The sequence below is a fragment of the Roseateles sp. UC29_93 genome (assembly GCF_042695725.1).
GTDB classification, from domain to species: domain Bacteria; phylum Pseudomonadota; class Gammaproteobacteria; order Burkholderiales; family Burkholderiaceae_C; genus Roseateles; species Roseateles noduli_A.
The window spans coordinates 4,859,069-4,884,567 of sequence record NZ_CP170545.1 but is presented as its reverse complement, the minus strand read 5'-3'; the positions used below and the strand labels follow the sequence as shown (position 1 = coordinate 4,884,567).

At 65.7% G+C, this 25,499-nt stretch carries 24 protein-coding genes; 10 read left to right on the top strand and 14 right to left on the bottom strand.

The window, feature by feature from the left end:
- Positions 1-16: 16 nt before the first annotated feature.
- Both ACFJIX_RS22800 and ACFJIX_RS22795 read left to right on the top strand, forming a co-directional pair.
- Positions 17-3,676: an SdrD B-like domain-containing protein gene (locus ACFJIX_RS22800; protein WP_377154976.1), complete on the top strand. Its 3,660-nt coding sequence runs from the start codon at positions 17-19 to the stop codon at positions 3,674-3,676.
- Between the two features lie 68 nt (positions 3,677-3,744).
- A complete protein-coding gene (locus ACFJIX_RS22795; protein ID WP_377154975.1) occupies positions 3,745-7,962 on the top strand; it encodes an OmpA family protein in 4,218 nt (1,405 codons plus the stop codon).
- Positions 7,963-8,052: 90 nt separating this feature from the next.
- Here the strand turns inward: ACFJIX_RS22795 and ACFJIX_RS22790 are convergent, their stop codons facing one another.
- The 10 genes from ACFJIX_RS22790 to ACFJIX_RS22745 form a co-directional block, all read right to left on the bottom strand.
- Complete coding sequence (locus tag ACFJIX_RS22790; protein ID WP_377154974.1) at positions 8,053-8,322, bottom strand: hypothetical protein; 270 nt, start codon at positions 8,320-8,322, stop codon at positions 8,053-8,055.
- A gap of 1,018 nt (positions 8,323-9,340) precedes the next feature.
- Complete coding sequence (locus ACFJIX_RS22785) at positions 9,341-9,889, bottom strand: hypothetical protein (RefSeq protein WP_377154973.1); 549 nt, start codon at positions 9,887-9,889, stop codon at positions 9,341-9,343.
- Positions 9,886-10,698, bottom strand: a complete 813-nt coding sequence (locus tag ACFJIX_RS22780; protein ID WP_377154972.1) for a hypothetical protein — start codon at positions 10,696-10,698, stop codon at positions 9,886-9,888. The genes ACFJIX_RS22785 and ACFJIX_RS22780 overlap by 4 nt, the downstream gene beginning before the upstream one ends.
- Positions 10,698-11,066, bottom strand: a complete 369-nt coding sequence (locus ACFJIX_RS22775; protein WP_377154971.1) for a hypothetical protein — start codon at positions 11,064-11,066, stop codon at positions 10,698-10,700. The genes ACFJIX_RS22780 and ACFJIX_RS22775 overlap by 1 nt, the downstream gene beginning before the upstream one ends.
- Positions 11,063-11,755 (bottom strand): hypothetical protein, encoded by a 693-nt coding sequence (locus tag ACFJIX_RS22770; protein WP_377154970.1) that lies wholly within the window; start codon positions 11,753-11,755, stop codon positions 11,063-11,065. The genes ACFJIX_RS22775 and ACFJIX_RS22770 overlap by 4 nt, the downstream gene beginning before the upstream one ends.
- Before the next feature lie 379 nt (positions 11,756-12,134).
- Positions 12,135-12,602: a hypothetical protein gene (locus ACFJIX_RS22765; RefSeq protein ID WP_377154969.1), complete on the bottom strand. Its 468-nt coding sequence runs from the start codon at positions 12,600-12,602 to the stop codon at positions 12,135-12,137.
- A 19-nt stretch (positions 12,603-12,621) separates the two neighbouring features.
- Entirely contained in the window at positions 12,622-12,939 is a 318-nt protein-coding gene (locus ACFJIX_RS22760; protein ID WP_377154968.1) for a hypothetical protein, read from the bottom strand.
- Positions 12,927-13,640 (bottom strand): DNA-binding protein, encoded by a 714-nt coding sequence (locus ACFJIX_RS22755; protein WP_377154967.1) that lies wholly within the window; start codon positions 13,638-13,640, stop codon positions 12,927-12,929. Before ACFJIX_RS22755 ends, ACFJIX_RS22760 begins: the two co-directional genes overlap by 13 nt.
- Before the next feature lie 342 nt (positions 13,641-13,982).
- Positions 13,983-14,303 (bottom strand): hypothetical protein, encoded by a 321-nt coding sequence (locus ACFJIX_RS22750; RefSeq protein WP_377154966.1) that lies wholly within the window; start codon positions 14,301-14,303, stop codon positions 13,983-13,985.
- Positions 14,300-14,572: a hypothetical protein gene (locus tag ACFJIX_RS22745; protein ID WP_377154965.1), complete on the bottom strand. Its 273-nt coding sequence runs from the start codon at positions 14,570-14,572 to the stop codon at positions 14,300-14,302. Before ACFJIX_RS22745 ends, ACFJIX_RS22750 begins: the two co-directional genes overlap by 4 nt.
- Before the next feature lie 55 nt (positions 14,573-14,627).
- Between ACFJIX_RS22745 and ACFJIX_RS22740 the strand changes: the two genes are divergently transcribed.
- Positions 14,628-15,023, top strand: coding sequence for a hypothetical protein (locus ACFJIX_RS22740; protein ID WP_377154964.1), 396 nt, complete (start codon positions 14,628-14,630; stop codon positions 15,021-15,023).
- An 18-nt stretch (positions 15,024-15,041) separates the two neighbouring features.
- Here ACFJIX_RS22740 and ACFJIX_RS22735 read toward each other — a convergent pair whose 3' ends face one another.
- Positions 15,042-15,290: a hypothetical protein gene (locus ACFJIX_RS22735; RefSeq protein ID WP_377154963.1), complete on the bottom strand. Its 249-nt coding sequence runs from the start codon at positions 15,288-15,290 to the stop codon at positions 15,042-15,044.
- Positions 15,291-15,383: 93 nt separating this feature from the next.
- Positions 15,384-15,701 (bottom strand): hypothetical protein, encoded by a 318-nt coding sequence (locus ACFJIX_RS22730; protein WP_377154962.1) that lies wholly within the window; start codon positions 15,699-15,701, stop codon positions 15,384-15,386.
- A gap of 324 nt (positions 15,702-16,025) precedes the next feature.
- Here ACFJIX_RS22730 and ACFJIX_RS22725 point away from each other — a divergent pair, with 324 nt between their 5' ends.
- Together ACFJIX_RS22725 and ACFJIX_RS22720 are read left to right on the top strand one after the other, a co-directional pair.
- Positions 16,026-16,382: a helix-turn-helix domain-containing protein gene (locus ACFJIX_RS22725; protein WP_088404272.1), complete on the top strand. Its 357-nt coding sequence runs from the start codon at positions 16,026-16,028 to the stop codon at positions 16,380-16,382.
- 46 nt (positions 16,383-16,428) lie between these two features.
- The gene (locus tag ACFJIX_RS22720) at positions 16,429-16,725 is read left to right on the top strand and encodes a BPSL0761 family protein (protein ID WP_377154961.1); all 297 of its coding nucleotides are present in this window, start codon (positions 16,429-16,431) and stop codon (positions 16,723-16,725) included.
- A gap of 11 nt (positions 16,726-16,736) precedes the next feature.
- Here the strand turns inward: ACFJIX_RS22720 and ACFJIX_RS22715 are convergent, their stop codons facing one another.
- The gene (locus tag ACFJIX_RS22715; protein WP_377154960.1) at positions 16,737-16,970 is read right to left on the bottom strand and encodes a helix-turn-helix domain-containing protein; all 234 of its coding nucleotides are present in this window, start codon (positions 16,968-16,970) and stop codon (positions 16,737-16,739) included.
- 365 nt (positions 16,971-17,335) lie between these two features.
- Between ACFJIX_RS22715 and ACFJIX_RS22710 the strand changes: the two genes are divergently transcribed.
- From ACFJIX_RS22710 to ACFJIX_RS22700, 3 genes are all read left to right on the top strand, one after another.
- Positions 17,336-17,542, top strand: coding sequence for a hypothetical protein (locus ACFJIX_RS22710; protein WP_377154959.1), 207 nt, complete (start codon positions 17,336-17,338; stop codon positions 17,540-17,542).
- A gap of 42 nt (positions 17,543-17,584) precedes the next feature.
- Positions 17,585-18,823, top strand: coding sequence for a hypothetical protein (locus tag ACFJIX_RS22705; protein ID WP_377154958.1), 1,239 nt, complete (start codon positions 17,585-17,587; stop codon positions 18,821-18,823).
- A 514-nt stretch (positions 18,824-19,337) separates the two neighbouring features.
- The gene (locus ACFJIX_RS22700; RefSeq protein ID WP_377154957.1) at positions 19,338-19,790 is read left to right on the top strand and encodes a tyrosine-type recombinase/integrase; all 453 of its coding nucleotides are present in this window, start codon (positions 19,338-19,340) and stop codon (positions 19,788-19,790) included.
- Between the two features lie 493 nt (positions 19,791-20,283).
- Here ACFJIX_RS22700 and cadR read toward each other — a convergent pair whose 3' ends face one another.
- Positions 20,284-20,730, bottom strand: coding sequence for a Cd(II)/Pb(II)-responsive transcriptional regulator (gene cadR, locus ACFJIX_RS22695; RefSeq protein WP_377154956.1), 447 nt, complete (start codon positions 20,728-20,730; stop codon positions 20,284-20,286).
- Between the two features lie 86 nt (positions 20,731-20,816).
- On the opposite strand from cadR, the gene ACFJIX_RS22690 reads away from it, so the two are divergent.
- Both ACFJIX_RS22690 and ACFJIX_RS22685 read left to right on the top strand, forming a co-directional pair.
- Positions 20,817-23,405 (top strand): heavy metal translocating P-type ATPase, encoded by a 2,589-nt coding sequence (locus ACFJIX_RS22690; RefSeq protein WP_377154955.1) that lies wholly within the window; start codon positions 20,817-20,819, stop codon positions 23,403-23,405.
- 134 nt (positions 23,406-23,539) lie between these two features.
- Positions 23,540-25,462, top strand: coding sequence for an FTR1 family protein (locus tag ACFJIX_RS22685; RefSeq protein ID WP_377154954.1), 1,923 nt, complete (start codon positions 23,540-23,542; stop codon positions 25,460-25,462).
- Positions 25,463-25,499 lie beyond the last annotated feature (37 nt).

The following is a 25,499-nucleotide window of genomic DNA, read 5'->3' as shown; positions in this document are numbered from 1 at the left end:
CGCCGACAACGACGGCGTGCCCGCCACGGGCGACGCCGGCATCACCGGCGTGACGCTGCACCTGACCGGCACGTCCGCCACCGGCACGCCGGTGGACATCGTCGCCACGCCGGTCGCCGGCCAGCCGGGCCGCTACGAGTTCCTCAACGTGCCGCCCTCGGCGGCCGGCGGCTACACGATCACCGAGACGCAGCCGTCGACCTACGCGCCGGGCAAGGCCAACCCGAACGGCAACGCCGGCACGGCGCAGCCGGGCGGCAACGTCGTCCAGGGCGTGCTCATCCCGCTCAGCGGCACACCCGCCGCACTGGGCGACTATCTCTTCGGCGAGCTCACCAGCAGCCAGATCCGCGGCCGCAGCTTCTACGACCGCGATGGCGACGGCAGCCAGGGCGCGACGGCCACCGAGCCCGGCATCCCGGGCGTGAGCGTCACGCTGAGCGGCACCGACGCGAACGGCAGTCCGGTCTCCGCGACGACGACCACCGACGCGAGCGGCGACTACGTCTTCAACAACATCGCGCCCGGCACCTACACGGTGAGCGAGACGCGTCCGACGGGTTATCTGCCCGGCCTGACGCGGGCGGGCACGGTGACGGGCGCCGGATCGACCGCGGGCAGCGTGCCCACCGTCGGCGCCGGCGTCAGCGTGGGTCCGAACGGCTCCACCGCGCCGGTGGTGCAGAACATCCGCCTCGGCGCTCCGGGCTCGAGCTCGAGCGGCAACAACTTCGCGTCGGTGCGCGCGGCCTCGCTGGCCGGGCACGTCTATGCCGACATCGCACCGGCCAACGGCCAGCGTGATGCGGGCGAGCCGCCGATGCCCGGCGTCACGGTCACCGTGACCGGCACGGACTTCCTGGGACGCGCGGTCTCCGTCGCGCTGACCACCGCGGCCGACGGCGGCTATGCCGCCACCGGCCTGCTGCCCGGCAACTACCAGATCGACGAGGCCCAGCCCGCCGGCACCGGCGACGGTCCCGAGCACCTGGGCGGCGTGAGCGGCACCCCGCGCGGCGCGGCCAACCCGGGCGGCGCGAACGACCGGTTCGGCGGCATCGCGCTGGCCTCGGAAGAGGCCGGCACGGACTACGATTTCGGCGAGCGCGGCGGCCAGATCACCGGCCACGTCTACGCCGACAGCAACGGCAACGGCCGACGCGACGCGGGCGAGCCGCCGATCGCGGGCGTCGCGCTGACGCTCACCGGCACCAGCGCGGGCGGGCTGCCCGTCAGCATCGCCGCGGTCACCGGCGCGGACGGCCAGTACCTCTTCGACGGCGTGCTGCCCTCGGACGCCGCCGGCTACGTGATTGCCGAAACGCAGCCGGTCACCTACGCCGACGGCGGCGAGACGATCGGCCGCCTGGGCGGCGCGACCACCGGCGTGACGAGCGGCAACGACCGCATCGGCGGCCTGGTCTACACCGGAGGCGCCGGCGACGGCTACGACTTCGGCGAGCAGGGCGCCTCGATCGCGGGCAGCGTCTTCAACGACGCCAACGGCAACGGCAGACGCGACGCCGGCGATCTGCCGCTGGCGGGCGTGACGGTGACGCTGGCCGGCACCGACGCCACCGGGCAGGCGGTGAGCCGCACCGCGGTGACCGCGCGCGACGGCAGCTACCGTTTCGCCGATCTGCCGCTGGACAACGGCGCGGGCTACACGATCGTGCAGTCGCCGGTGCCCAGCTCCACCCACGCCGGCGAGATGCCCGGCTCGCTGGGCGGCAGCGTGCCGGCCGCGCGCCAGCTCCAGGTCAGGCTACCCGCCGTGGCGGCCCAAGGCACGGCCTACGACTTCTTCGAGCGCTCCACCGCGCCCGCGGCGGTCAGCGGCCGGGTCTGGCGCGACACCGACCACGACCGTCAGGCCGACGGCGGCGAACCCGCCGTGGCCGGATGGACCGTGGAACTGGTGGCCTGCGCCGATGGCGGCACCACGTGTGCCAACAGCGGCGCGCTGGTGCTCGACACCCGCACCACCGCGGCCGACGGCGCTTATCGATTCGACAACGTCGTGCCCGGCTCGTACCAGGTGCGCTTCCGCGACGCGCAAGGCCGGCTCGTCGGCGGCACGTGGCCCACCGATCCGACGCTGAACGGCGCGGGTGGCGCGTTCCCGACCGTCTCCGGCATGGCGCCACGCGGCTGGATCCCGCTGACCGTGACCGCGGGCGCCGCGGTGGTCAACCAGGACCTGCCGCTCGATCCGGGCGGCGTGGTGTACGACAGCCTGAGCGCCGAGCCCATCCCCGGCGCGGTGGTGACGCTGGTCGGTCCCGCGGGGTTCGATGCGGCCACGCAGCTGCTCGGCGGCAACGCCGCGCTGACCACCGGTCCGGACGGCGCGTACCAGTTCTTCCTGCTGCCCGGCGCGCCGGCCGGCGCCTATGCCGTCACGGTCACGCCGCCGGCCGGCTACCTGCCGTCGGTGACCTATCCGGCGGCGGCCGGTCCGCTCGACGCGCTGACCTGCAGCGCGCCGGGCACCGCCATCACGCGCGGCAGCGAGGCCTGCGTCATCAGCGCGGCCGCGTCGCCGGCGGCCGGTCCGGCGGCCCCGTACTTCCTGAACTGGCAGTCGGGCGGCGCCGCGCGCCAGGTGGTCAACAACCACATCCCGCTGGACCGCGAGGGCAGCGGCACGGCCATCGAGCTGCGCAAGACCACGTCCAAGCTGACCGTGAAGAAGGGCGAGCCCGTGCCTTACGTGATCACCGCGCGCAACGCCAGCAGCGGCCCCATCGGCAACGTCGCGTTGCTGGACACGCTGCCGCCGGGCTTCAAGTACCTAGACGGATCGCTGACGGTGCAGACCCTGCCGGCGGGGCCGGTGGTGACGGTCAAGCCGACCGTCGTCGGACGGCAGCTGACGCTGGCCGACCAGACCTTCCTGCGCGGCGAGACCAAGCGCATCTCGATGGTGCTGGCGGTGGGCGTCGGCGTGGGCGAGGGCCAGTACGTCAACACGGTGGTCGCCACGCAGGGCATCGCGGGACGGGTGTTGTCCAACACGGCCAGCGCCTCGGTCCGTGTCGTGCCGGACGCGCTGTTCGACTGCACCGACGTGATCGGCAAGGTCTACGACGACCGCAACGCCAACGGCGTCCAGGATGAGGGCGAACCCGGCATCCCGAACGTGCGCGTGGCCACGGTCAACGGCCTGCTCGTCAGCACCGACGCCGACGGCCGCTATCACATCGCCTGCGCGGCGGTGCCCAAGGAGGGGACCGGCAGCAACCTGGTGCTCAAGGTCGACGAACGCACGCTGCCCTCGGGCTATCGCGTGACGACCGAGAACCCGGCCGCCGAGCGCGCCACGCGCGGCAAGGCGCTGAAGGTCAATTTCGGCGCGACCGTGCACCGCGTCGTGCGCCTGGACCTGAAGGCGGCCGCCTTCGTCGAGGGTCAGGTCGTGCTGCAGCCGGCGTACGAGACGCGCCTGGACCAGACCATCGCCGCCCTGGTGGAGCGTCCGTCCATCCTGCGCCTGGCCTATCAGCCGGCGCCGGACGAAGCGCGCGAGCTGGGCGACGCCCGCGTCGCCGCGATGCGGGCCGCGCTGCTCGACCGCTGGCGCGAGCTCGGGAAGTCGATGCGCCGGTCGCAGGACCGGGCGCTGTTCAACCTGGACATCGAGGTCGAGCGCATGCCGGCCTTGCTCAACCGCTGATGCAGGGGCGCGCCATGACCACGTCCCTGTCCACGTCCTTGTCCACGACCTTCATCTGTGCCACCCGCATGACTCGCTCCACCTTTCCCCGCGCGGCCCTCGCCAGCGCCGCGGCCGCCGCCTGCCTGGCCATCGGGCTGCCGGCCTCGGCCGCCGACGCGAGCAGCGACGACGGCAGCTGCCGCGCCGACGCGCGCGGCCGCTTCAGCGACCGATGCCAGGCCGACCGTCGCGCCGTCGAGATCGACGGTCGCGACCATCTCCCCGCGTCCAGCGAGCGCGAGCTGCCCAAGCTCACCGTGATCCTGGGCGATCCACGTGCCTTGCAGGAGCGGCTCGAGGAGGAAACACGCAGCGTCCCCGGCGCCGTGCGGCCGCGCGAGGAATCGCACACGCCGCATTTCGATTCCGGCGAGGACCTGCTCAAGCCGGAGGACAAGGCCAGGCTCGACGCCATCGTGGCGCAGGTGCGCGGCCGCGAGGGCCTGCGCTTCGAGATCGTCGGCCACACCGACGTGCAGCGCATCAAGCCCGAGCTGCGTCCGCGTTTCCCCGACAACCATGCGCTCGGCCTGGCCCGCGCGGAGCAGGTCGGCCGCTACCTGACGCAGCAGCTGGGATTGCCGGCGAGCGCCTATGCGGCGGACTCGCGCGGGCCGGACGAGCCGCTGGCCTCGCCGCCGCAGGACCGCGCCAACTGGTCCGCCAACCGGCGCGTCGAGGTGCGCGTGTACTGGCGCGAGACCGCGCCGGCGCAGGTGGAGACGACGTCGAGCGTCAAGCTCGTGGACCCGACCGCTTGCGGCATGCTCACGCCCTACGCGAACGACGACGCCGCGCTGCGCCTGACCATCGACGGTCAGCCGGTGGTCGGCGCGGACAGCGCCAGTGCCGACCGCCAGCGCTGCATCGACGTGCGGCTCGAGCGCGACCACCTGCGCCTGCAGTACGACAACCTGTCGCAGCCCAGGCGCCTCAATGGCACGGCGTGGCCCGCGATCGCGGTGCCGGGCGACACGGTGCGCTTCAGCGGCTACAGCAACTACCGGCCGTATCTGATGCGCGCGGAACTGAGGGTGTTCGGCACCGACGGCGACATGCGCCCGCAGCTGCTGGCCACCGTGCCGCTGGATGGCGAGCTGCGCGCGCAGTGGACCGTTCCCGCCGAGTGGGCGCAAGGACCGCTGGCGCGGCGCAAGCTCTACTGGCGCGTGCGGGTCTACGACGGGGCGGGGCGCTTCGACGAGACCGAGGACATCCCGCTCGCGCTGGCCGATCGCCATGCGCCGACCGGTGAGCGCGAGCCCGATGCGGCGCAGCGCCTGCTGGCCGGCTACGGCGAGAGCCGGCTGGCCGTCGCCAACATCCCGATCGCGGGCGGCACCGTGACGGCCAGCGGGGAGGGCATCGCGCCGGGAGAACAGGTGCGCGCGCTCGGATTCGCGGTGCCGGTGGATGCGCAAGGCCGGTTCGTGATGCAGCAGCTGGTGCCGCGACGCGTGCAGACCGGTGAGATCGCGGTGCGCGGGACCGATGGCCACGAGCGCATCTATCGCCGGGACTTCGAGTTGCCGCGGCGCGATTTCTTCTTCGTCGGCCAGGCGGACCTGACCGTCGGCCGCGATCGCACCGCCGGCCCGGCCGCGCTGGTGACGCAGGAGCGCAACCGCTACAACAACGACACCTGGACCGAGGGCCGGCTGGCCTTCTACGGCAAGGGCATGCTGGACGATCGTTGGACCTTGACCGCCAGCCTGGACACCGAGGAGCGGCCGCTCGGCGAGTTGTTCCGCAACCTGGATCGCAAGGACCCGACGTCGCTGTTCCGGCGGATGGACCCGGTGGACAGCTGGGGCACCTTCGGCGACGACTCCACCAGCGTCGAGGACGCGCCCACCCAGGGACGCGTGTACCTGCGCGTGGACGACGGCCGCTCGCAGGCGCTGTGGGGCGACTTCAAGCTCAACCTGGGCGCGGACAACACGCTGGCGCAGGTCAACCGCGGGTTGTACGGCCTGAAGGGCCACTACGTCGGCGAGGACGCGACCCGTTTCGGCGATGCGCGCGTGACCCTGGACGTCTACGCGGCCGAACCCGGCACGCTGGCCGCGCGCGAGGAATTCCGCGGCACCGGCGGCTCGCTGTACTACCTGCGCCACCAGGACGTGAGCCGCGGCGCCGAGAAGGTCTGGCTGGAGATCCGCGACCGCGACTCCGGCTTCGTCCTCCAGCGTCGGGCGCTGATCCCGGGCAGCGACTACGACGTCGACTACCTGCAGGGTCGCGTGCTGCTGACCTCGCCGCTGCCCAGCCTGGCCGACAACGGGCTGCTGGTGCGCGCCGGCGGGCTCAGCGGCCAGCCGGCCTACCTGGTGGTGGACTATGAGTACACGCCGCTGTCGGGCGATCTGGACACGCTGGCCCTGGGCGGTCGCACCGCCTGGTGGGTCACCGACGGCGTGCGCGTCGGCGTCACTGCGGCGAAGCAGCGCCAGACCGGTGGGGACCAGCGTCTGGGCGGCGTCGACCTGCTGTTGCGCCAGAGCGAGAACACCACGCTGAAGATCGAGGCCGCGCGCAGCGACGGTCCCGGCATCGGCACGACGACGTCGCTGGACGGCGGCTTCGGGTTCTCGCAGAACACGCTGGCCGGGGACACGCGCGGCGCGAACGCCTGGCGCGTGGAGGGACAGGCGGATCTGGTCGACCTCGGCGTCGCGAAGAGCGGCCATGTCGGCGCCTATGCGCAGCTGCGGGAGGCCGGCTTCTCGGCGCCCGGGCAGGTCGCGTCCAACGAGACGCGGCAGGCCGGCGCCACCGTGAACGCGCCGGTGGGCGAGCGCACCGAGGTCCGCCTGAAGGGCGACCACAAGGACGAGCTCAACGGCTACAACACCGATGCCGGCGAGGTCCAGGTGGTCACGCGCGTCGACGAGCACTGGACCGTCAGCGCCGGCGTGCGCGCCGACCGCAAGTCCACCGACACGGTCAACACCTCGCCCTTGCTGCCGGGCTCGGGCGTGGTCACCGGCGAGCGGTCGGATGCGGCCACGCAGGTCGACTACGACAGCGGTGAAGGCTGGGGCGTCTACGGCTTCGGTCAGAAGACGCTGGAGCGCACCGGCACGCGGCAGGGCAACGACCGCCTGGGCGCGGGCGCGCACTACCGGATCAACGACAAGCTGACGCTGCGCGGCGAGGCCTCGGGGGGCGACGGCGGCGCGGCCGGCAAGGCCGGGGTCGACTACCAGTACGACGACCGCTCCAACGTCTACGTGACCTATGCGCTGGACACCGGTCGCACCGACGAGACGCTGAACGCGCGCGGCGGCACGCTGGTGGGGGGCATCAAGTCGCGCCTGGCGGACGGGCTGAGCGCCTATACCGAGCACAAGCAGAGCACCGGCACCCTGAGCGGCCTGACGCATGCCTACGGTGTGCAGTACGCGCCGGACGATCGCTGGACCTTTGGCGTCAGCGCCGAAACCGGCCGGCTGGAGGCCGAGAACGCGGGACAGACCGACCGCGACGCCGCGGGGTTCAGCGTCGGCTTCGTCGATGCGTCCCTGAAGTACGCCGGCGGCGTCGAGTACCGGCGCGACCACAGCAACACGGACACCCGCCGCAGCTGGTTGCTGAAGAACTCGGTCAGCGTGCAGGACGGTCCGAACGCCCGCTGGCTGGGCAAGCTCAACTGGGCCGACAGCGACAGCGCGGCCGGTGCGCTGGCCGCGGCAAAGTACACCGAGGCAGTGCTGGGGTATGCCTTCCGGCCGGTGAGCAACGACAAGCTCAACCTGCTGCTCAAGTACACCTACCTGTACGACCTGTCGTCGCCGGGGCAGGTGAGCACGACCGACGTGACGCAGACGGCGATCAGCACCACCGGCATCGACTACCAGCAGCGCAGCCAGGTGGCAGCGGTGGATGCGACCTACGACCTCAGCGCGCGTTGGACCATCGGCGGCAAGCTGGCCTGGCGCGTCGGCGAGCTGCGTCCCAGCCGGGACGACAGCGCGCCGTGGTTCAAGAGCAGCGCACAGCTGGCGATTGCCCGCGTGGACTGGCAGGTCGTGCGGCAGTACGACTGGCTGCTGGAACTGCGCATGCTGCGCGCGGGCGAACTGAGCGAGCGCAAGACCGGCCTGCTCACCGCCGGTTACTACCACGTGAACGAGAACCTCAAGGTGGGCGTGGGCTACAACTTCACCGACTTCTCGGACGACCTGACCGACCTGAGCTATCGCAGTCGCGGGGTGTTCCTGAACATCCTGGGGAAGTTCTGAGCGGTCCTGGCGCGGGGCGGCGCGACGTGACTCGGGCCGCCCGGTTCCACAGACTTGCCGAGGGCCAGCGGCGGCGTGAGGCGAGGGGCCTCAGCGTGGCAGCGGTGCGGGATTGGCCAGGTAGGCCTTGAACAGTCGGGCGAACTGGCCGCCATCGGTCGTGATGTTGACCGAGCCGCTGCCGCCGCCGCTGAACACGATCGCGAACACGCCGCTCGCCGTGTACTCGCTCGCATGGGTCAGCATGTACTGGACGTGGTTGTCCCGGTAGTGCCCCGGCGTGCCACCCGGCGTCGACGAGGGCACGCCCATCGGCGTCTGCCAGAACAGGATGGGCAGGTTGCCGAGCGCGCTTCGCACCGCGGCCCATTGGGCGAGGTCCTGATGGAAGTTGAGGGTTGGCCGTGATTCCTGAAAAATCCGCAGAAGCTGCCCTAAGTGTCTGATCTGAAACATATTCTTCGATTTGAACACTTCGGATGTGGTTGCTCGGGAGCCAACCCTGGGTTCGGATTTCTTGGGCCGTAGGCCGCGATGTATTGATCCCTCGCGGCACTCGGCTTGAAGGCAGGCCGCCCTTCCGCTGTCACAGGTGCGCGGCTGGACAAGCAGCCTCTCAAGCCGACCCACTCGCCGTAACGGCTGGCCAACCACGAGACCGTCGTCATTGAAGGGACGCCGTCTTCGTCTGGCCTTAACCCAGTTTCTGCGCGAAAAGCAGGCGGGGTTGTGGAACTCGCCGGCGCGACGCCAACGACCAAGTGGCCCTGGGCCCAGGTGCCACGACCTAAGTCCCCCCTCCGCCTGCAAGTCTTCGGTGCTTGTGTTCTTTGTCGAGGGAACCGGTCCCGCCTCATGGCGCCGACATTGTTCGCCATTCCCGGCCTTGGCAAACTGCGCGGTCTGCCTCCCGCGCGGCGGCGAAGCGGTCAAGCCGGATCGTGGGCGAGCACAGGCTGTGGCTCTCTGCAGTGCATTCGGAGATCCGTCATTTGCAGCGACCTGCAGCGGATGACTGGTGAAGCGCCGCGCGGCTCGGTCGACGAGCTCAACACCCGGCTGGATGCCAAGCGACACCGCGAGCACGGTGGCAAGCCTCGTCCAAGGCAGCTTGTCCGCCTTGTTGATCGTCATCGCCAGCAGGCGGTTGATGGCGCGGTCATTTCGGAAATACCAGAGGTAGGCGTGCTCTCCCTCAGGTGGCTTGAACTCGGAGGGTTGGGCGGTCGGCGTACGCGAGGCGCGGTTCGGCTTGCTCATGCCCAAAATGCTAGGGAGGCCAAGAACCAGCGCGCAGGGCTGTTTTCCCAAAATCGGTGCCCGTGGCCTACCCTCAGTGCCCCCACCGCCTGCCGCGCAGCTTGATGGGCTGCGCACCTCAAGGTGCTTCGGCAATCCGCGCTGCCCGGCGCAACAAGGCCAGGATCAGCTTGGCGCAGCAGCCTCGGAACTCTGCCTGCAATGTGGCGTCCAGGATGGGGGTTGTTGCCCGAGCCGAATTCCAGTCGTGCTCCACCCTGAACGCCCTGCCGTCGGCGTGAGCGATCGTGCCGTGACGCAGATCCAGGAGAACGGCCTTCAGAGCATGGAACCTGGCCAGGTCGACGTGGTGGGGAAACGCTTCGGCCTCCAACTGGTCAAGCTCGGCCGTCATGTGCCGGTTCGAAGCTACCGCGGATCCGTCCTCGTATCCCGGCGTGTACAGCTGGCCGAAATACACGATCGCCAATCGGACCAGATGCCGGCTTGCGCTGCACGCCTCAACCGCCAGCAATCCAGGGCTCGAAGGAAGTCGACTGAGCCGGTCTGCCAGATCCAAACAGTCCCGGCAGTCGGTGAGCGCGGTCGCCCACAACAGCGCCCGACCCATCGACGGATTAGTCACTGGCCATTCCTTCGTTGCACCGGCCGCGGCGGGGAAGATCACTCCGTCTTGGTAAGGTTCGCATCTGCGCTTTTCGCCGGCCGCTTCCGAGCGGGGGACCGCTTTGTGACTGGCGGCTTCTTGCCGGACATGAGTTCTTCACAGGACAGGATCAACTGCCGCCCGTACGCCACCGCGCCATCCCACACTGCGGGCTCCCGGACAGCGCCGAGCATGTACATCGCATGGAAACACGCCACGATCAACACGACCGATAGGCGCTGGCCGTAGCTGGTTTCAAAGGCCCAGGAATCACGCCATAGAAGCAAGATGCAACCCGCCACGACCAGAAGATTCAAGGCCAGGCCTACCCACTTCACACCGAGCAAATTTCGGCGGAATCCGTATGCGACGTTTTCACTAAACAAGAGCGAGAACTTTTTGGCGTCTCGGGTGTTATGTCGAATCCAAACGCCGCTCTGCTCGTAGAAGGCGTCACCAGCAGCGGGATTTGCGGCTTCTTCTTCGGGCGTCGGCAGCGGCGCATTCAATTGATGGGCAAGGAATTGACGGTAGCGCGCCTTCGACCCGGCATCGATGGTTTTGTCCGAATATCGGAGCAAAGTGATGGACGGCATTCCACCGTTTTTCGCGTACAGCTTCTTCTCTATGGCGCGTCCACGAGTTCTCGCAAAATCGGCAATGGCAAACAGCAAGACAAGGGTGCCGATAGTGGCAACCGCATTGGAGAGTCCGAACGACTTCCATGAGATCAATAACGCGAGTGCAGCCATAGCGGGCGCGGAAGCGATGATGGCAGGGAACAATCGAGCGCGAATCGAATATGCGTCAAAGATCTTGAGGAATTCCATCACAGCCCCTCGACTTTCGAGGAGAAATCCTCCGCAACTGCTGGAACCGCGCCGTCGTGACCTTGGCCATGGTAATGAGAGAGCCACCGAGTGCGGGTAGAAAAGACTTTGAAGCCACGACGGATAAAGGCATTCTTCACTTGGCCTCTCGGATAGTCAGGCTTGTTGGCGCCGATGGAGCAGAAGGCAGTGCCGACGACGGTGCCCTTTGGCACACGAGGCCCAAGCCATGCATCCAGCACTGAGGGAGTGACATTGTGCCGGCTACCATGGTGAGGCATCTGCACGAAGCTCGGTTGCGGCAGGCCCAGAGCGGCGGCGTACGCCGCAGCCTCGGAAAGTCCGACAGGCCCAACGTCGGCGGTCAAGAGGATGCCCTTGCCGTCCAGCAGCGCATATTGAACGACGCAGCTTTCGTTCGATGCTGAGGTGCTGACGTTCTCGGAGAGAGTTCGACGCCCCAATCTTCATCGAGCCATTTTCTCGCAGCTTCCACGAGCGACTTTAATAGGCCAATTGGCGCCGCCGCGTCTTCCGCGCGATAGGATGTCGGGGATTTATCCAAATCAGGGATCGAGTCGATGTACCGTTGGCGCGTAGGCGCCAGTACTGAAAACTCGCCGATACGCGCACCTTGAAAGACTTCGTGGATAACGGTTCCCTGGGCTGTGGCGAGTTCTTCGATCTCAACCAAATACGGATGGCGACCTTTGATGTCGTCGATCAACCCTTGCAGGGTGAAATTACCATGAAAGTGGTGTAATACCTGATTCGCGTACAACCATGGTCGATTCATCCAAAGGTTGGCGACGCGAAATTTTTTTAGAACCCCCACTAGGCCGCACGCGTGGTCATTGTCGGCGTGAGACAAAACCATATGATTGATGTAGTAGCCGGGATAGTATTTTTCCAGGTGCCCGATGATCGTCTGCGCGGTATCAATCCGTCCGCCGTCAACGACGTGCACTAGATAACCAGTTTCCTCATTCCCATACCGCACGACGATTGCATCGCCATAACTGTCGCCGACTGGAAGAAAATCCACGTTGTATGCCATCGTTCCTCCCTGATGAATCGTTATGGATACATCTTGCAACAAAGCGGGAGTAATGTCGATGGACCGGACTGTGCAAGCTGCGCTCACACAACACATGTTCCCAGCGCAGTGGCGTATTGATGCCGGCAAGTGCGACCGGTCCCCGAAAAAGCTGGGAAGGCGCCGGATCCGGCGCCTGGAACGACTTCGACTGAGCCGGACTGGGACGAATGCCAAGAACCGCGCCAGCAGGCGTTCCAACCCGATCGGCCAATGGGCATTTGCCTATGCGCCAGATCGGCACCGTAGATATAGGCGCTCGGCTGCTCGACCATGGAGCGATGCAGTTCTCTGATCAACGCAGGGTTGCTTTATCGAAGAGCTATCGTCGAAAGCCCGCTCAGGCGACCAGCCTCAGGATTACAGGCGCCTCCTCCATCGGGACCCCTTCACGACCGCCGCCAGGCGGCTCCGGGTCCTCGAATCGTCGCCAGTTGAGGATCACGACCGTGGCCTTGGGACCTGAATCCTTCGCGAATTTTCGGGCCAGCGCTTGACCGATAGCCTGCGTGTCTGTGTGCGAACGCACAGGATGGCTTAGCGAGACCTCGCATGCGCCGAAGCCCGTGCCGCGACCCGCCGAGAAGGTGTACGACACGAAGTACTTCAGGTGTCCGACGGGCCCCGCAGACTCGTTGGCCTCGTCGGTCGCAGTATCGGAGTGGTCATCTCCGTGGGGATGATCGGCCTGTTGGGCGGGCGGCAGTACGGCATCGCGCGCTCGGCGTTCGGCGGCGCGCAGATCCTGCAGTGTGTGGTAGCCCAAGGCGCGGGCAAGTCGGTCTAACAGTTGGCGCATGGCGGTCATCGCGATGAAGGACGAACGGTCAGGACGGGGTCTGGGCCAGCATCGGCGGGTTGCCGGCGGAGCCGATGCGCGCCAGCACGTCCTTCATGAGCTGATCTTGTGCGTGAGCAGAGGCGCTGAGCGCGGCGAGCTGGCGCTCCAGCTCAAGGTTGCGCTCACCCAGCGCAGTTGCTCGCTCGTGCAGCGCCTCGTACTGGTTGCTCGCCTGAGACGCCTGCGCCCGCAGATCTTCGACGATCTGCGTCTGCGTGGCCAGTCGCTGAGCGGCGGGGCGGAGCTCGCGCAAGAGTTCATCAAGTTGGCGCTTCTCGGCACGCGCGCCTGTCAGCTGAGCCAAGGCGTCCGCCTTCTCTTGCAGGGCGCTACGCAGTTCCCCGTGCTTTGCGCCCAGCGCGTCGGACGCGCCGCGTAGTTCCCCCTGCAGATACTGGATCTGCTGCTCGTGCTGGCGCGCCTCTCGGTCGCGCTGCTCGCGCGACGCGTGGCGGAAATGCTCCAGCGCCTCCCGGGAATGGTTGTGCTTTTCTTGAGCGACACCGCGTGCGCTTGAGCGGCCTTCAACTGCTCCTGGACCCCATCGAGTTGGGCACTGAGATGGGCGGTTTGCTGGCCAAGCGCCAGCTTCGCTGCGGTCATGTCGGCCTCGACTTCATGACGCCGAGTCCGCTCCCCGGCGAGCTCCGCGGCTAAGCGCTCAGCATCGAGGCGCGCTACGCGAGCATCCGCCTGTGATCGCTCTAACGCCTCGGCCGCGCGCTTGATCTGCGCCGCGTGACCCGCCTGCAGCGTGTCAATCCGCGCCCTGCTCTCGTATTCAAGCCGCGAGGCCAAATTGGCGACGAAGGCTTGTAGCTCTTCGCTGATCGAAGCGTTAGGGGTGCTGAGGCCACCTTCGTCCGCCTCAATTTCCTTGAGATGGCGATAGATCGTCGCCTTCGAGCCGGTGTTGCCCAGTTCGATACGAATCGCGTCAATCGAAGGGTGTTTTCCCGCCTTCACCAGCCCGAGCCTGGCTCGCTGTACGTCCGCCTTGCTCACACCGGGTCGTGCCATGTCTGCCACCAATTTCGTATGTGTTACGTAATTGCAATGGTACGTAATACGAAATTTCTCCGCAAGCTCCTAGAGTAGCCAAAATCTGCGATTGGTTAATGTCTGGTTATTCAACCTGAGCGCAGGAATGCGACGTGGACCCCATCCGAAGGGGCCAAAACCGTCTGGAACCCTGGTTCCCCGCGAAAAGTCCGCTGAAATCCGTCCTACTCGACGAACTAACGATTTCCGGCAAAACAAGTAGACGCAACGCGCCATCCGTCGCCGCTCGCGTCGATCCAAGGAGGAAGATGATCGCAAGGGGCCGCCGCCCGGGAGCTGAATGGCTTATGCCGATCCCGTCGAAGGGGTGTCCGGCGCCGGGACGATGCGTGTGACCTTGGCGCCCTGGAACGCCCGCTGAACCGCTGCAGCGGCTCCGTTCAAGGCCTCTTGGGCCGTGCGCGCTGGCGTGATGAACTGAAGCTCTACCGAGCACGTCGCGCCGGCTCCGACCAGCGTGTCAAAGCATCCAGCGTCGTCCAGCCGCTGCATCAGCGACTCCAGCACGGGGTCGTGCTCGGCCAGTTCCACCTGCAGGGTGAACTCGAACTCAAGTTCAGCGACCGCCTTCGCAGCCAAGTCCGCCGCCAAATGCGCGTGGCTCATGGTGCCGCGGCCAGCCCCACCTCGCCGGCGGCCAGTTCATCGTGCGTTGGGGGAGCGACTGCCGCGCCGTCGCGCCGCAACTCGGCCCGGCTTTGTTCAAGCAGGCCGCGCTTGGCCGGGTCGGCATTGATGCGACGTCGAGCTTCCAGGATGGCCCCCCTGTGCTCGGGCCGTCGCTGGGCCCAGTCCGCAAGAAGCGCACCATGACGTTGCGGGTAGACAGCCCACCACTCGACGATCGTCGACGCGTCGTTCAGGTCCAGCAGCATGCGAGCCCTTTGAAGGTGGTGTGCCACTATACTGTATGCAAATACAGTATTCGTCATGTTGGTTCGGGCACTTCGACTTCGGCGCCAAGGGATCAGGCTCCCTATTGAAGAGCTGCGGGCGGAAGTTCCGCTTGCAGGCCATCTTTTGATGCGGGAAAGCGCATATCAAGGCCGCGACGGACGCGGTCAGCAGGTCTGCCTGCTGATGCCGCCCTCAGGCAGTGCCGTCCCGATCGTCGAGCTGTTCTCGGCGCGGCTCCTGCGCATCGAATCACGCGGCCTCCTGATTGGAGGCCACGAAGAGTTCTGGAACAGGAAGCAAAAGACCTCGCATGTGCAAGTGCTGTGGGCCTGGCCCATGCCTCCGGAGATCAAGGAAGAAGCACCACCGTCCACGGTAAGCAGCCCGGAAGTGCGTCGCCTCCTTGAGGCATTGGACGCCATGGCTTGATGCCTTGCAGCCCCGCGATCAAGCTGCGCCCGGCCCGCTGCCCAATGCTTGGTTCTCGACGATGCTGCCATCGTTGAGCCAGAACTGGATGGCCCAGTTGATCGTGATGGACATGCGCCGCTCGCCATCGATAACCCAGTGGATGGCCTCCCCGTTGAACATCAGATGTCCCTGGCCAGGTTCGATCAGTTCGTCGTACTGGTCTCGAGCGGTCATGAAGTTCAACATGATCCCTTTACGGATCTCGAAATAACGCTCCGCGTTCATCTCGGAGAAGTGGACGGTGACGTTGGTGAACTGGCGCCCGTTCTAGCGCCGGGCATGAAGCGCACGTGCCGCGGCCCACATGAGAGCGGTCGCCTATTTCGCATGGGATGAACGACGCCTGGTCCGTCCCGATCCAGCCGATCTTGGCCGTAGCGCTCGGGAGCCGCCGTTCAACCGCAGCAGCAGTTCTCCGCTGGGGCCAGCCTTCGGCGGCTCGATCAGGATGCCGGCCTCTAGCTTCTTTCCGGCCGCATCCAAGAGGGTGACGAACTTGCCGGCCTCGCTGCTGTCGAGCCAGACTTCGTTGATCTGCCGCGACGACCATTGGCCCGTCGGCGATGCCCAGGCCGGAATCATGGCGACGAGTCCTCGTATGCGGGAGGCCTCGATGGACTTGATCGCGTCGGCCAAATCGGTCTCCCAGGCGATGCACAGGGTGTGGCTAGTCGCCCGAATCTAGGTTGCCGGTATCGGCCTGTTCTACGGTCAACAAGTACCAGGGGGCGTGCAGCGTCATCTCGACGACCCGCCAGTGCTTGCCACCCGGGACGTTGAGGCCTGCGGGCATCTGAAACTCGTACTGCGGAAGCGAGAGAAACATCAGTCTGATGCCGCAAACAACGAGGGTTGGGCGGCGCGATTGTTGACATGCGGACAATTGTTCGCGGCCCCCGTCCATATCCAAATTTTTGATACGGCGCGGGCTCGGATACGGTGCGAGGCTGAGAGCGATACATGGCCAAAACTCTGCACAGCCGACACAACGAGATATTTCTGGAAAAGCTGCGCAAGCTTCGGGAGTCCCGCGGCTTGCGCCAGGCTGATCTCGCGCTTCTGATCGGCCGTAGCCAAGGCGCGGTGAGCTACGTCGAGAGCGGTCAAACTCGCCTGGACATCATCGGCCTGCGAGACTGGTTGGAAGCGCTGGACTATGGCTTCTTGCGCTTCCTCAAGGAACTCGACGCAGACTTGCGCCGACTGGATGCGCTGAGGATGCGTCCCAAGGCGGGGAAGCCGGGCAAGCGTGCGGCGCGGACGGCTCGAACACAGCTCAGCCAACTGCTTCTTGCCGGTCCCGTGAGCGACGAATGAATCGCCCCGGCCATCGACCCGCACGACGATCCGATGAGGCCTGGGGATGACTACTCCGGACGAGCGGCGCCGCAACCTTCTGTGGGGGCGTGAGATGCTGAAGGAGTTCAGCTTGGACACCGGCTTGACGTCGGACTGGCGCGCAGCTGCCGGCGTGCTGCTGGCCAGTTATCCGTCGCTGGACTTCCTGCGGCACTTCGACGCCACTGAGCCCAGCGAGCTCGATCCCTACGCCGGCGTACTCTTTCAGGTGCGAATGCTATTCAGCCGCGTGCTGGCCAGTTCCTGCTGCTCCGAGCAACGCGCATACAGCCTTCGGGTCGTGCTCCGACACTTTCCATAACCGGTCTGCGGCTACAGGAGGCTGGGAAATTGATGACGCTGAATTCGCTCGTCAAGACGTTTGACAAACGCTTCGAGCGTGGTTCCGCAGGCATGCGTCCATAGGCCCAGCTCGAACACGTCGACGCGCCGACGCCCGGACTCGCAACGACTGACGATGTCCTGGCCGATCTGCATGCGCTCCGCCAACTCCATCTGGCTGAGGCCGGCCTCAGCCCTGAGGGCGTTCAGCTCCTCAAGGAACAACTGGTACTTCTCACTATGGAGCGGGCTTCTCATCCTGTTGCGGCAGCGACTGCAACAGCACAGGATCAGAGGGAAGAGAAATTATGGGAAAACGCCATAATTCAGAGGGACTAGTCCGTGATCCACCCCGAGCTTCGCCATCGACTCGCATGCGTGGTCGCCTTGCGCTCTCGCGACGGTGAGGCGCAGCTAATGCGCTACCCGACGACTCCCAGCCGACCTCGGCCTCAAATCGGATAATCCATGCGGGACCTATCGCAAGCCCATGAGTTAGTGGGCGAAGCGCTCTACGCGCGCGTATGCCGTTCAGCAAGTGCCCCGCACAGGGCGCCCTTGAAATTTCTGAGGCTGACGAGACCACAGGGATGGATGAAGACTTCTGGGCCGAAGTGGATGTCGAGGCTGTCGAACCGGACCAGTTTCGGGCGGTGTTGGTATTGGGATTGAGAACGCGCTTGGGCGATGACAACGATGTGATCCGCATCCCTCTTACAGGCGAGCACCCCACTGCGGACGAGGCGCGCGCCGCCGCCCGCGCCGCCATCGCAGCAATGGGGCAAGGCGGTCAGTAGGTCAACACGGCAACGCATCACTCACGAAGGCACTAAGGCACGATGACGCTCCTACACCAAGGATGCATTTACTGTGGCCAGGATGGGCCGTTCAACGCCGAGCATGCGATCCCGGCCGGCTTGGGCGCGGGTGACGAGCTCGTGCTCGAAGATTTGGTGTGCAAGGCGTGCAACGACTTCTTCTCGCGAGACCTTGAGGTGCGAGTGCTCCGCCGCGGTGATATCGGACTGGGGCGCCTGGCGCTGCAGCCGCACGGGCGGTCAAGGGGAAGCAAGACGCGCGCGCCAACCTTTGAGATGTCCTCCGCCAAGCTGTTGACCGAGGATGGGCGCGCGCTGGAGATCGCGCTGGGGACGGGTCTGGCGCCAGAGATCCTGCCGCAGCTCACCCTTCACGGCCGGGAGTTGGAGGGCAACGGAAGCGATCGCGCCAAGGTGGATGCGTTCTTGCAGCGCCTGGACCGGGTGTTGGGCGAGCGCGTCGAGCTCGTGCTTAAGCGCCTGGAGTCTGAAAAGTCGCTCACCTTTGAGGATCTGCGCTGGAACGGCGGCGCCTATGAGCACGTCGGCGCGCGGACTGAAGGCAAGCCAGGCAAGGACGCGATCTGGATGGAATCACCGCAGCCCGACACAGGCAGCCTTCCGAGGGCTCTTCAGCGCCAGAACGGCTCCATCGTTTTTCAAGTCAAGGAGCGCGATGTGGGTGCGGCGGCGACGTTGGCGACGCTCCTCCGTCGCAACTTGCCCACGCTCCAGAAGTCCCTGTCGTCCGTGGCGCGAGAGACTGACATCCAGCAGCCGCAGATCAGGGTCACGGGCCACTCTCCACTGGAGGAAGACGTGGCCCGGTTGATCGCCAAGATCGGTTTCAATCTCCTCGCCCTGGAACAAGGCGCGGAATTCTGCCGACACCCGCGGTTCGACGTCCTTCGCTCGGCCGTTCGCACGGGCAGCCCTGAACTTCTCATGTCGGAGTGGAGGGAGACCGAAGGCCTGTTGCCAATGCTGCGGCGAATCTTCGCTCAGCGGCACTGGATGATGCTGGCGCCCATGCCTAACCCAGCGACGCACGGGCATGGGCTTGCCTTCGGCTGTAGCTTTTATGGCGGCGTTTCCCGGATCGTTCTACTCACTGAAGACCTGCCGGCGCAGAACTTTGACTTTCACGTCTTCTACGCGGTCGACTACCAGACGCACAGCGTCGCCCGATACGACCTTCGCCAAGTTGTGCAGATGATGCAGCAGCCAATGCAAGGCGATAACACGGTTGTTTCTTCATGAACGCCAACGTCCAGCAGTACATCGATGCCGCCGATCGTGAGAACACGACACGCAGCTACGCCTCGGCGCTTCGCCACTTCGAAGTGGAGTGGAAGGGGCTGCTCCCAGCGACGATCGATACCGTCGCCAGGTACCTGGCGGAACACGCCACCATCTACAAGATCAGCACCTTGCGGCTGCATCTCGCTGCGTTGGCGCGGTGGCACGCTGACAACGGCTTTGCGGATCCGACCAGATCGCCGCTCGTGCTCAAAGTGCTCCGAGGAATCCGGGCTAAACACGCTGCTCCGCAGCGTCAAGCACGGCCTCTTCAACTAGACGTCTTGGAGCAGGCATCCGAATGGCTGTTGCAAGCGCAAGTCGCAGCGGTTGAGAGTGGTCGCCGTGCTGAAGCGCTGCGCCGCGCGCGCGATCGATCCCTGCTGCTGCTCGGATTCTGGCGAGCGTTCCGGTCGGACGAGCTAGCGCGGATGCGCATCGAGGAAGTCCAAGCCGTACGCGGTCAAGGGCTAACGTGCAGGCCAGGACGAACGAAGACTTCAGACGAGGAAGACGATCGAGCATTCCGTTGTCCGGCGCTGTCGCGGCTATGTCCCGTCGACGCCTACCTGGACTGGCTCGAACTCAGCGGCAAAACCACCGGGCCTGTCTTCCCAGCTATCGACAGGTGGGGAATATTGCTCATGAGCACATGGCCAGCCAGGCGGTGCTCCCGCTGTTGCGACGGATCCTCAAGGATGCGCAGGTTCAAGAAGCCGACACCTATTCCAGCCATTCGCTGCGCCGCGGCTTCGCAGGCTGGGCGAGCGCCAACGGGTGGGACTTGAAGGAACTCATGGAACACGTGGGGTGGCGCGACTTGAGTTCAGCCATGCGCTATATCGATGTCCCGCAAGACGCGGTGAAGTCCAAGATTGAACGTGCGCTGGCTGCCAGCTCCATCGGACAAAAGGGCACCTCTCGCTGAGGAGCGAGTGCCACTCGACAGGACTCCTTTCGGTAGCATGTCCCTGTTGCTTCGATTGGCGCGGCCATGCGGGGCCGTCTGTCCCTCTTTCATCACCTTCGCCTCAATGAACGAACTCTCGTACGCGGCAGCTCTCGACGCCGGTCTGGAACCGATCACATATCGCAGCGACGCGCTTGACGCACTGGGGGAAGGAGAGTTCAAGGGCAAGTTGGACGGCTTGGTGTGGTCCAAGCGACAGCCTTGCTTGATGGCACTCGTAACGCTGGAGAGCGGTGTACGGGTTCAGGTCATCGGATTTCAGCGGCATTCGCGCAGAGGCCTCCCCGAATACCTCGGACTTCGGCTGCTAACGCCTGGTCAACAGGTCATCTTGTGCATCGACCGCGGCGTTCGAGGAGGGCTACGCCCCTCTTGCTTTCGGCGCAGGCGACCATCTTTCCCGAGCAGGCCGGCGATGAGATTGGAGCGAACGGGTGACGGCCAATTCAGCTCAGTGCCCGTGAACGGCGCGTCGCTTGGGACCGACCGTCGGAGACGCCTCCTGCGCAGCTTCGTTCAGCCCGGCAAGGATGCCGCAGTGCTGGACCGTCCGCTCGTCGTCGCATCGTCTGCGCAGATCCAGGAGCTGCTCTTCCAGCAGCCGCAGCTCTGCGATGCGTTTTGAGACGTGACCAATGTGCTCGTCCAACAACGCGTTCACGTCGCCACACGCGGCGGCGGGCTCATCCCGGAAACGCAGCAACACCCGGACCTCGTCGAGAGACATGTCCAGGCTACGGCAGTACCGAATCATTTGAAGGCGATCCAGGTGGCCCGCTTCGTAGATCCGAAAGTTTCCGGAGGTCCGCGCCGGCGCCGGAAGTAAACCTTCCCGTTCATAGAACCGGATCGTCTCAATCGGCGTCGATGCGGCGGAAGAGAGTTCGCCAATCTTCATGGGGGCTCACGGCAGCGGATAAGTCATCTCGATTCTAGGGGTCATTGGGTTGACTCTGTAGTTGGTATAGGTTTTCCAATAGTGCCATGAGCAACACATCGCTGAACGACATCGCTGCTTCCCAGGCTACGGCAGGCACAACCGCCTGCGCGGGCGGCTGTTTCTCGTCAGGTTGCGGTGGCCAGTCCGAGGTCTCCAAGGCGTCGGCGCTAGCCAGCACACGCACCAGCGTCCTCGACCTGCACATCCCTTCCATGGACTGCCCCAACGAGGAACGTTCCATTCGAGCAGCGGTGAAAAAGATCGCCGGCGTTCGGGGCATGCGGTTCGATCTGGCTCAGCGCGGCTTAGCTGTCGACGCTCCTCAAGACGCCTGGCCTCATGTGATCGCGGCCATCAACGGCTTGGGCTTCGCTACGGATCCTGCGGCGCAATCGCCCGAGTCGGGATCTGAGACGCACGTCGAGACGGCCGCGGTGTCCGCTGGGCCCACGGCATGTCGTGACCCCTCGTGCTCGGAGCCGATCGCCGTTTCCAGCGAGGCGGCGCCGCACGGCGGCACCGCCTTCGCAGGCCTGCTGCTACGCGTGCCAGCGATGGATTGCCCGACCGAGGAGGCGCAGATTCGACGCGCGCTTGAGCGGGTCCCAGATGTCCGTCGCCTACAGTTCGACCTTCCCGCACGCACTCTGTCGGTGGACGCGCCGGCTTCGGCCACGGATGCCGTGGTGCAAGCGCTGCTGGCAACCGGCTTCAAGTCTGAGGTGCTCAGCGAGCCACCGTCGGCCGAATTGACTGCGAAATCCCAACGCGTCGAGTTGACGCGGTTGATCGCCGCGCTGGCGGTGGCCATCCTCGCGGAAGGCTTCCATTTCTTCGCTCCCGACACCACCGTCTGGAAGGTAGTCGGCATGGGCGCGGCGGCTGCGGCCATTGCGCTCTCCGGCCTCTCTGTGTTCAAGAAGGGGCTGTCCGCGCTGCTGCGCGGGCAACTCAACATCAACGCGCTGATGAGCGTGGCCGTGATCGGCGCCTTCCTCATTGGTCAGTGGCCCGAGGCCGCCATGGTGATGGCCCTGTACTCGCTGGCCGAGCTGATCGAAGCCCGCTCGGTCGACAGGGCAAGAAACGCCATCGCAGGGCTGCTGTCGCTTTCACCCAGCCAAGCGGAAGTCCAGCAGCCGGATGGGTCCTGGACGCTCCAACAAGCCAAGCTTGTCCAGGTCGGCTCGCTCGTACGGGTCAAGCCTGGCGAACGATTTGCACTGGACGGCCGCGTGAGCGCTGGCCATGGCGCCGTGGACCAATCGCCGGTGACGGGCGAGAGCGTGCCGGTGGACAAGGCGCCAGGCGACGACGTCTTTGCGGGAACGATCAACCAGAGCGGCTCACTGGAGTTCCGCGTCACCAAGCCGGCCAGCGACACGGTGCTTGCTGGAATCATCCACGCAGTCGAAGAGGCCCAGAGCCAACGCGCTCCGACGCAGCGGTTCGTCGACAAGTTCGCCGCCGTCTACACACCAGCGATCTTCGTATTGGCGCTCGCGGTGGCGCTGGGTACGCCGCTTCTGCTTGGCTGGGACTGGATGACCGCCGTCTACAAAGCACTGGTGCTGCTTGTCATCGCCTGCCCGTGTGCGCTGGTGATCTCCACGCCGGTGACTGTTGTGAGCGGCCTCGCAGCTGCTGCGCGCCGCGGCATCCTGATCAAGGGGGGCGCCTACCTGGAGCATGCCCGCAAACTCTCCGTCCTTGGCCTGGACAAGACCGGCACCCTGACCGAGGGACGGCCCAAGTTGGTGGCGAGCCAGGTCGTTGTTGACAGCGGCGACGAGGGCAAGGTCCTTCGCTTGGCCAAGAGCTTGGCGGCCCGATCCGATCATCCGGTGTCCAAGGCTGTCGTGGACGGTCTGGCCGGCGAGCCCCTTGAGGTGACGGCCTTCGGCGCTGAACTGGGCAAAGGCGTTCACGGCACGATCGACGGTGTCGAGTACGTCCTGGGCAACCACCGCTGGATCCACGAACGCGGACAGTGTTCGGCCGAGCTGGAGGCGGCCCTGCACAAGCACGAGTCGCAAGGCCGCACGCTGTCCCTGCTTGCCAGCAGCAGCCAAGTGCTTGCGATCTTTGCCGTTGCAGATACCACCAAAGACACGACCCGCCAGGCGATCGCCGAACTAAAGGCCGTAGGCGTGCGCACGGTCATGCTGACCGGGGACAACGAGGCGACGGCCAAGGCGATTGGTCAGGAGGTCGGCGTCGACGAGGTTCGCGCGAACTTGCTGCCCCAAGACAAGCAGGCATGGGTGACCCAAACCGCTGCGGCTCAGGATGTAGGCATGGTCGGCGACGGGGTCAATGACAGTCCGTCGCTGGCTGCCGCCTCGGTGGGGTTCTCCATGGGCGCTGCGGGCACGGACACCGCGAAGGAAGCCGCCGACGTCTTGATCATGAACGACGACCTCCGCAAGGTTGCTGAAACCATCCGGCTTTCGAAGCGGACATACTCGATCCTCTGGCAGAACATCACGCTCGCGCTGGGCATCAAGGCCGTTTTCTTCGTCCTGGCGGTGTTCGGTAGCGCCTCCATGTGGATGGCCGTGTTCGCCGACATGGGGGCCAGCTTGCTGGTGGTGTTCAACGGGCTGCGACTTCTCAAACCGCTTCGCGCTTGACCCAATCCTTTTGCCCAATCGTTAGCTCGCCTAAGCAGTAGTTAACGCAATCCTTAGGCCCGCTCGACGGGCCGCCTTTTCGTTCGGGAACAACAATGAGTCGCACTCACGGCGTTCTACACGCCGGTCTCAGCATGGCGCGCAAGATCCTCACAGCGGGCTTGATCCTCTTCAGCATGGTGGCCAGCGGCGCTGCGAGTGCTGCGGAGGCTGACGTGCGCCGCGTATGGCAGATCCTCGACTACTTGGCTGTCGACTATTCGGGTGCGGTGCAGGACGGCAAGATCGTTGCGCAGTCCGAGTACGACGAGATGCGGGAGTTCGCCAAGACCGCGCACGACAAGATCGCTGCCTTGGAAGACAAGCCCGAACGCGCGACCTTGCTGCGCGAAAGCGAAGCCCTTCAAGCGGAGATTGCTGCCAAATCCGATGCCACCAAGGTCGGTGGTTTGGCCAAGGCGTTGGCGAATCACCTGATCGCGGTCTACCCGGTCCCACTTGCACCCACCGCGCTGCCTGACCTGAAGCTGGGCGCCTCGGTCTACGCGGCTAACTGCGCGGCCTGCCATGGCGCTTCAGGCAACGGCGACGGCCCTCTGGCTAAGCAGCTCGATCCCAAGCCGATCGCGTTCACTGACCACGACCGGGCTCGCCAGCGCAGCGTGTTCGCGCTGTACCAGGCGGCCAGCCAGGGGATCGCCGGAACTGCGATGCCTGCGTTTGGTCAGCTCTCCGAGGAAGATCGTTGGGCGGTCGCGATGTACTTGGGCACTTTCGCCCATGACGACAAGCAGCGCGAGCAGGGGCAGCGCATCTGGAAGGAATCCGATAAGGCGCGCAGCGAGGTCAGCGGAATCGATCACTTCGTTCGTTTGACTGAATCCGAACTCGCGGGCGCCCTCGGGGAGGCCCAAGCTGCGGCGACGATGGCCTATCTCCACGCGCACCCCGAGGCCCTTGCGGCGCCGCGCGCGAACAGCCTCACGCTGGCGCGCGAGCGGTTGCATCAAAGCGTTGACGCGTTCAAGGCGGGCAAGCCCAAGGACGCCGCCGAGCTGGCGCTGTCGTCCTATCTCGACGGCGTGGAACCCTACGAGCAAGCGCTGGCAGCCCGTGAAGGCTCCTTAAAGGATCAGATCGAAGTGGCGATGGGGCAGTACCGCTCGCTGATCGCATCCGAAGCTCCGCTTCAAGAAATCGAAGCATCGGCCGCCAAGATTGACGGGCTGTTCGACGCCGCAGATCAAGTGCTGGCATCCGCAGGCGCTGACTCGACGGCCGCATTCTTCGGAAGCCTGACCATCCTGCTGCGCGAAGGCATCGAAGCGCTGCTGGTCGTGGTCGCGATGATCGCTTTCCTGCGACAGGCCAAGCGTCCCGACGTGCTGCCGTACGTTCATGCGGGCTGGATTGGCGCCTTGGGGGCCGGAGGCGTCACCTGGGCCATCGCGACGTATGCGGTGTCGATCAGCGGCGCCAACCGTGAGGTCACCGAGGGGCTGTCGAGCCTGTTCGCGGCCATCGTGCTCCTGAGCGTTGGCATCTGGATGCATCAGAAGAGCGTGGCCGGCCAATGGCAGGCCTACCTGCGCGAGCGCATGTCCGCGGCGTTGAACCGACGATCTGCCTTCTTCATGTTCGGTCTGGCTTTCGTGGCTGTGTACCGCGAGGTGTTCGAGACGATCCTGTTCTACGCCGCGTTGTGGGGCCAGGGGAACGACGGTGCCATTCTTGCGGGTCTGGGCGTCGGCGTGCTTTGCCTGGCGCTCATCACGGTGCTCCTGCTACGGTACAGCGCCCGGCTTCCGATCGGCAAATTCTTCTCCGTGAGTTCATGGCTTGTGGCCATCCTCGCTGTGGTCCTGACGGGCAAGGGCGTGGCTGCGCTGCAAGAGGCTGGCTGGATCGCGCCGAGTGCGCTGTCCGCTCCCCGCCTGGAAGTCCTGGGGGTCTATCCTTCTGTCATCGGCCTGACGGCGCAGGGCGCTGTGCTTCTGCTCGTCGTTGCCTTCTTCCTGCGCAATGCTCGCCCGAAGACGGCGATCGCGGCTCGATAGAACCAGCGCTTGGTTGCGTGCGACGACTCCGAGGTGC

What these genes read in the sequence shown, in the direction of transcription:
- ACFJIX_RS22795 (WP_377154975.1), top strand. Translation starts at nt 3,745, where the DNA reads ATGACTCGCTCCACCTTTCCCCGCGCGGCCCTCGCCAGCGCCGCGGCC.
- ACFJIX_RS22780 (WP_377154972.1), bottom strand. Translation starts at nt 10,698, where the DNA reads ATGGAATTCCTCAAGATCTTTGACGCATATTCGATTCGCGCTCGATTG.
- ACFJIX_RS22770 (WP_377154970.1), bottom strand. Translation starts at nt 11,755, where the DNA reads ATGGCATACAACGTGGATTTTCTTCCAGTCGGCGACAGTTATGGCGAT.
- ACFJIX_RS22765 (WP_377154969.1), bottom strand. Translation starts at nt 12,602, where the DNA reads ATGACCGCCATGCGCCAACTGTTAGACCGACTTGCCCGCGCCTTGGGC.
- ACFJIX_RS22750 (WP_377154966.1), bottom strand. Translation starts at nt 14,303, where the DNA reads ATGAGCCACGCGCATTTGGCGGCGGACTTGGCTGCGAAGGCGGTCGCT.
- ACFJIX_RS22745 (WP_377154965.1), bottom strand. Translation starts at nt 14,572, where the DNA reads ATGCTGCTGGACCTGAACGACGCGTCGACGATCGTCGAGTGGTGGGCT.
- ACFJIX_RS22740 (WP_377154964.1), top strand. Translation starts at nt 14,628, where the DNA reads ATGTTGGTTCGGGCACTTCGACTTCGGCGCCAAGGGATCAGGCTCCCT.
- ACFJIX_RS22735 (WP_377154963.1), bottom strand. Translation starts at nt 15,290, where the DNA reads ATGAACGCGGAGCGTTATTTCGAGATCCGTAAAGGGATCATGTTGAAC.
- ACFJIX_RS22725 (WP_088404272.1), top strand. Translation starts at nt 16,026, where the DNA reads ATGGCCAAAACTCTGCACAGCCGACACAACGAGATATTTCTGGAAAAG.
- ACFJIX_RS22720 (WP_377154961.1), top strand. Translation starts at nt 16,429, where the DNA reads ATGACTACTCCGGACGAGCGGCGCCGCAACCTTCTGTGGGGGCGTGAG.
- ACFJIX_RS22710 (WP_377154959.1), top strand. Translation starts at nt 17,336, where the DNA reads ATGGATGAAGACTTCTGGGCCGAAGTGGATGTCGAGGCTGTCGAACCG.
- ACFJIX_RS22705 (WP_377154958.1), top strand. Translation starts at nt 17,585, where the DNA reads ATGACGCTCCTACACCAAGGATGCATTTACTGTGGCCAGGATGGGCCG.
- cadR (WP_377154956.1), bottom strand. Translation starts at nt 20,730, where the DNA reads ATGAAGATTGGCGAACTCTCTTCCGCCGCATCGACGCCGATTGAGACG.
- ACFJIX_RS22690 (WP_377154955.1), top strand. Translation starts at nt 20,817, where the DNA reads ATGAGCAACACATCGCTGAACGACATCGCTGCTTCCCAGGCTACGGCA.
- ACFJIX_RS22685 (WP_377154954.1), top strand. Translation starts at nt 23,540, where the DNA reads ATGGCGCGCAAGATCCTCACAGCGGGCTTGATCCTCTTCAGCATGGTG.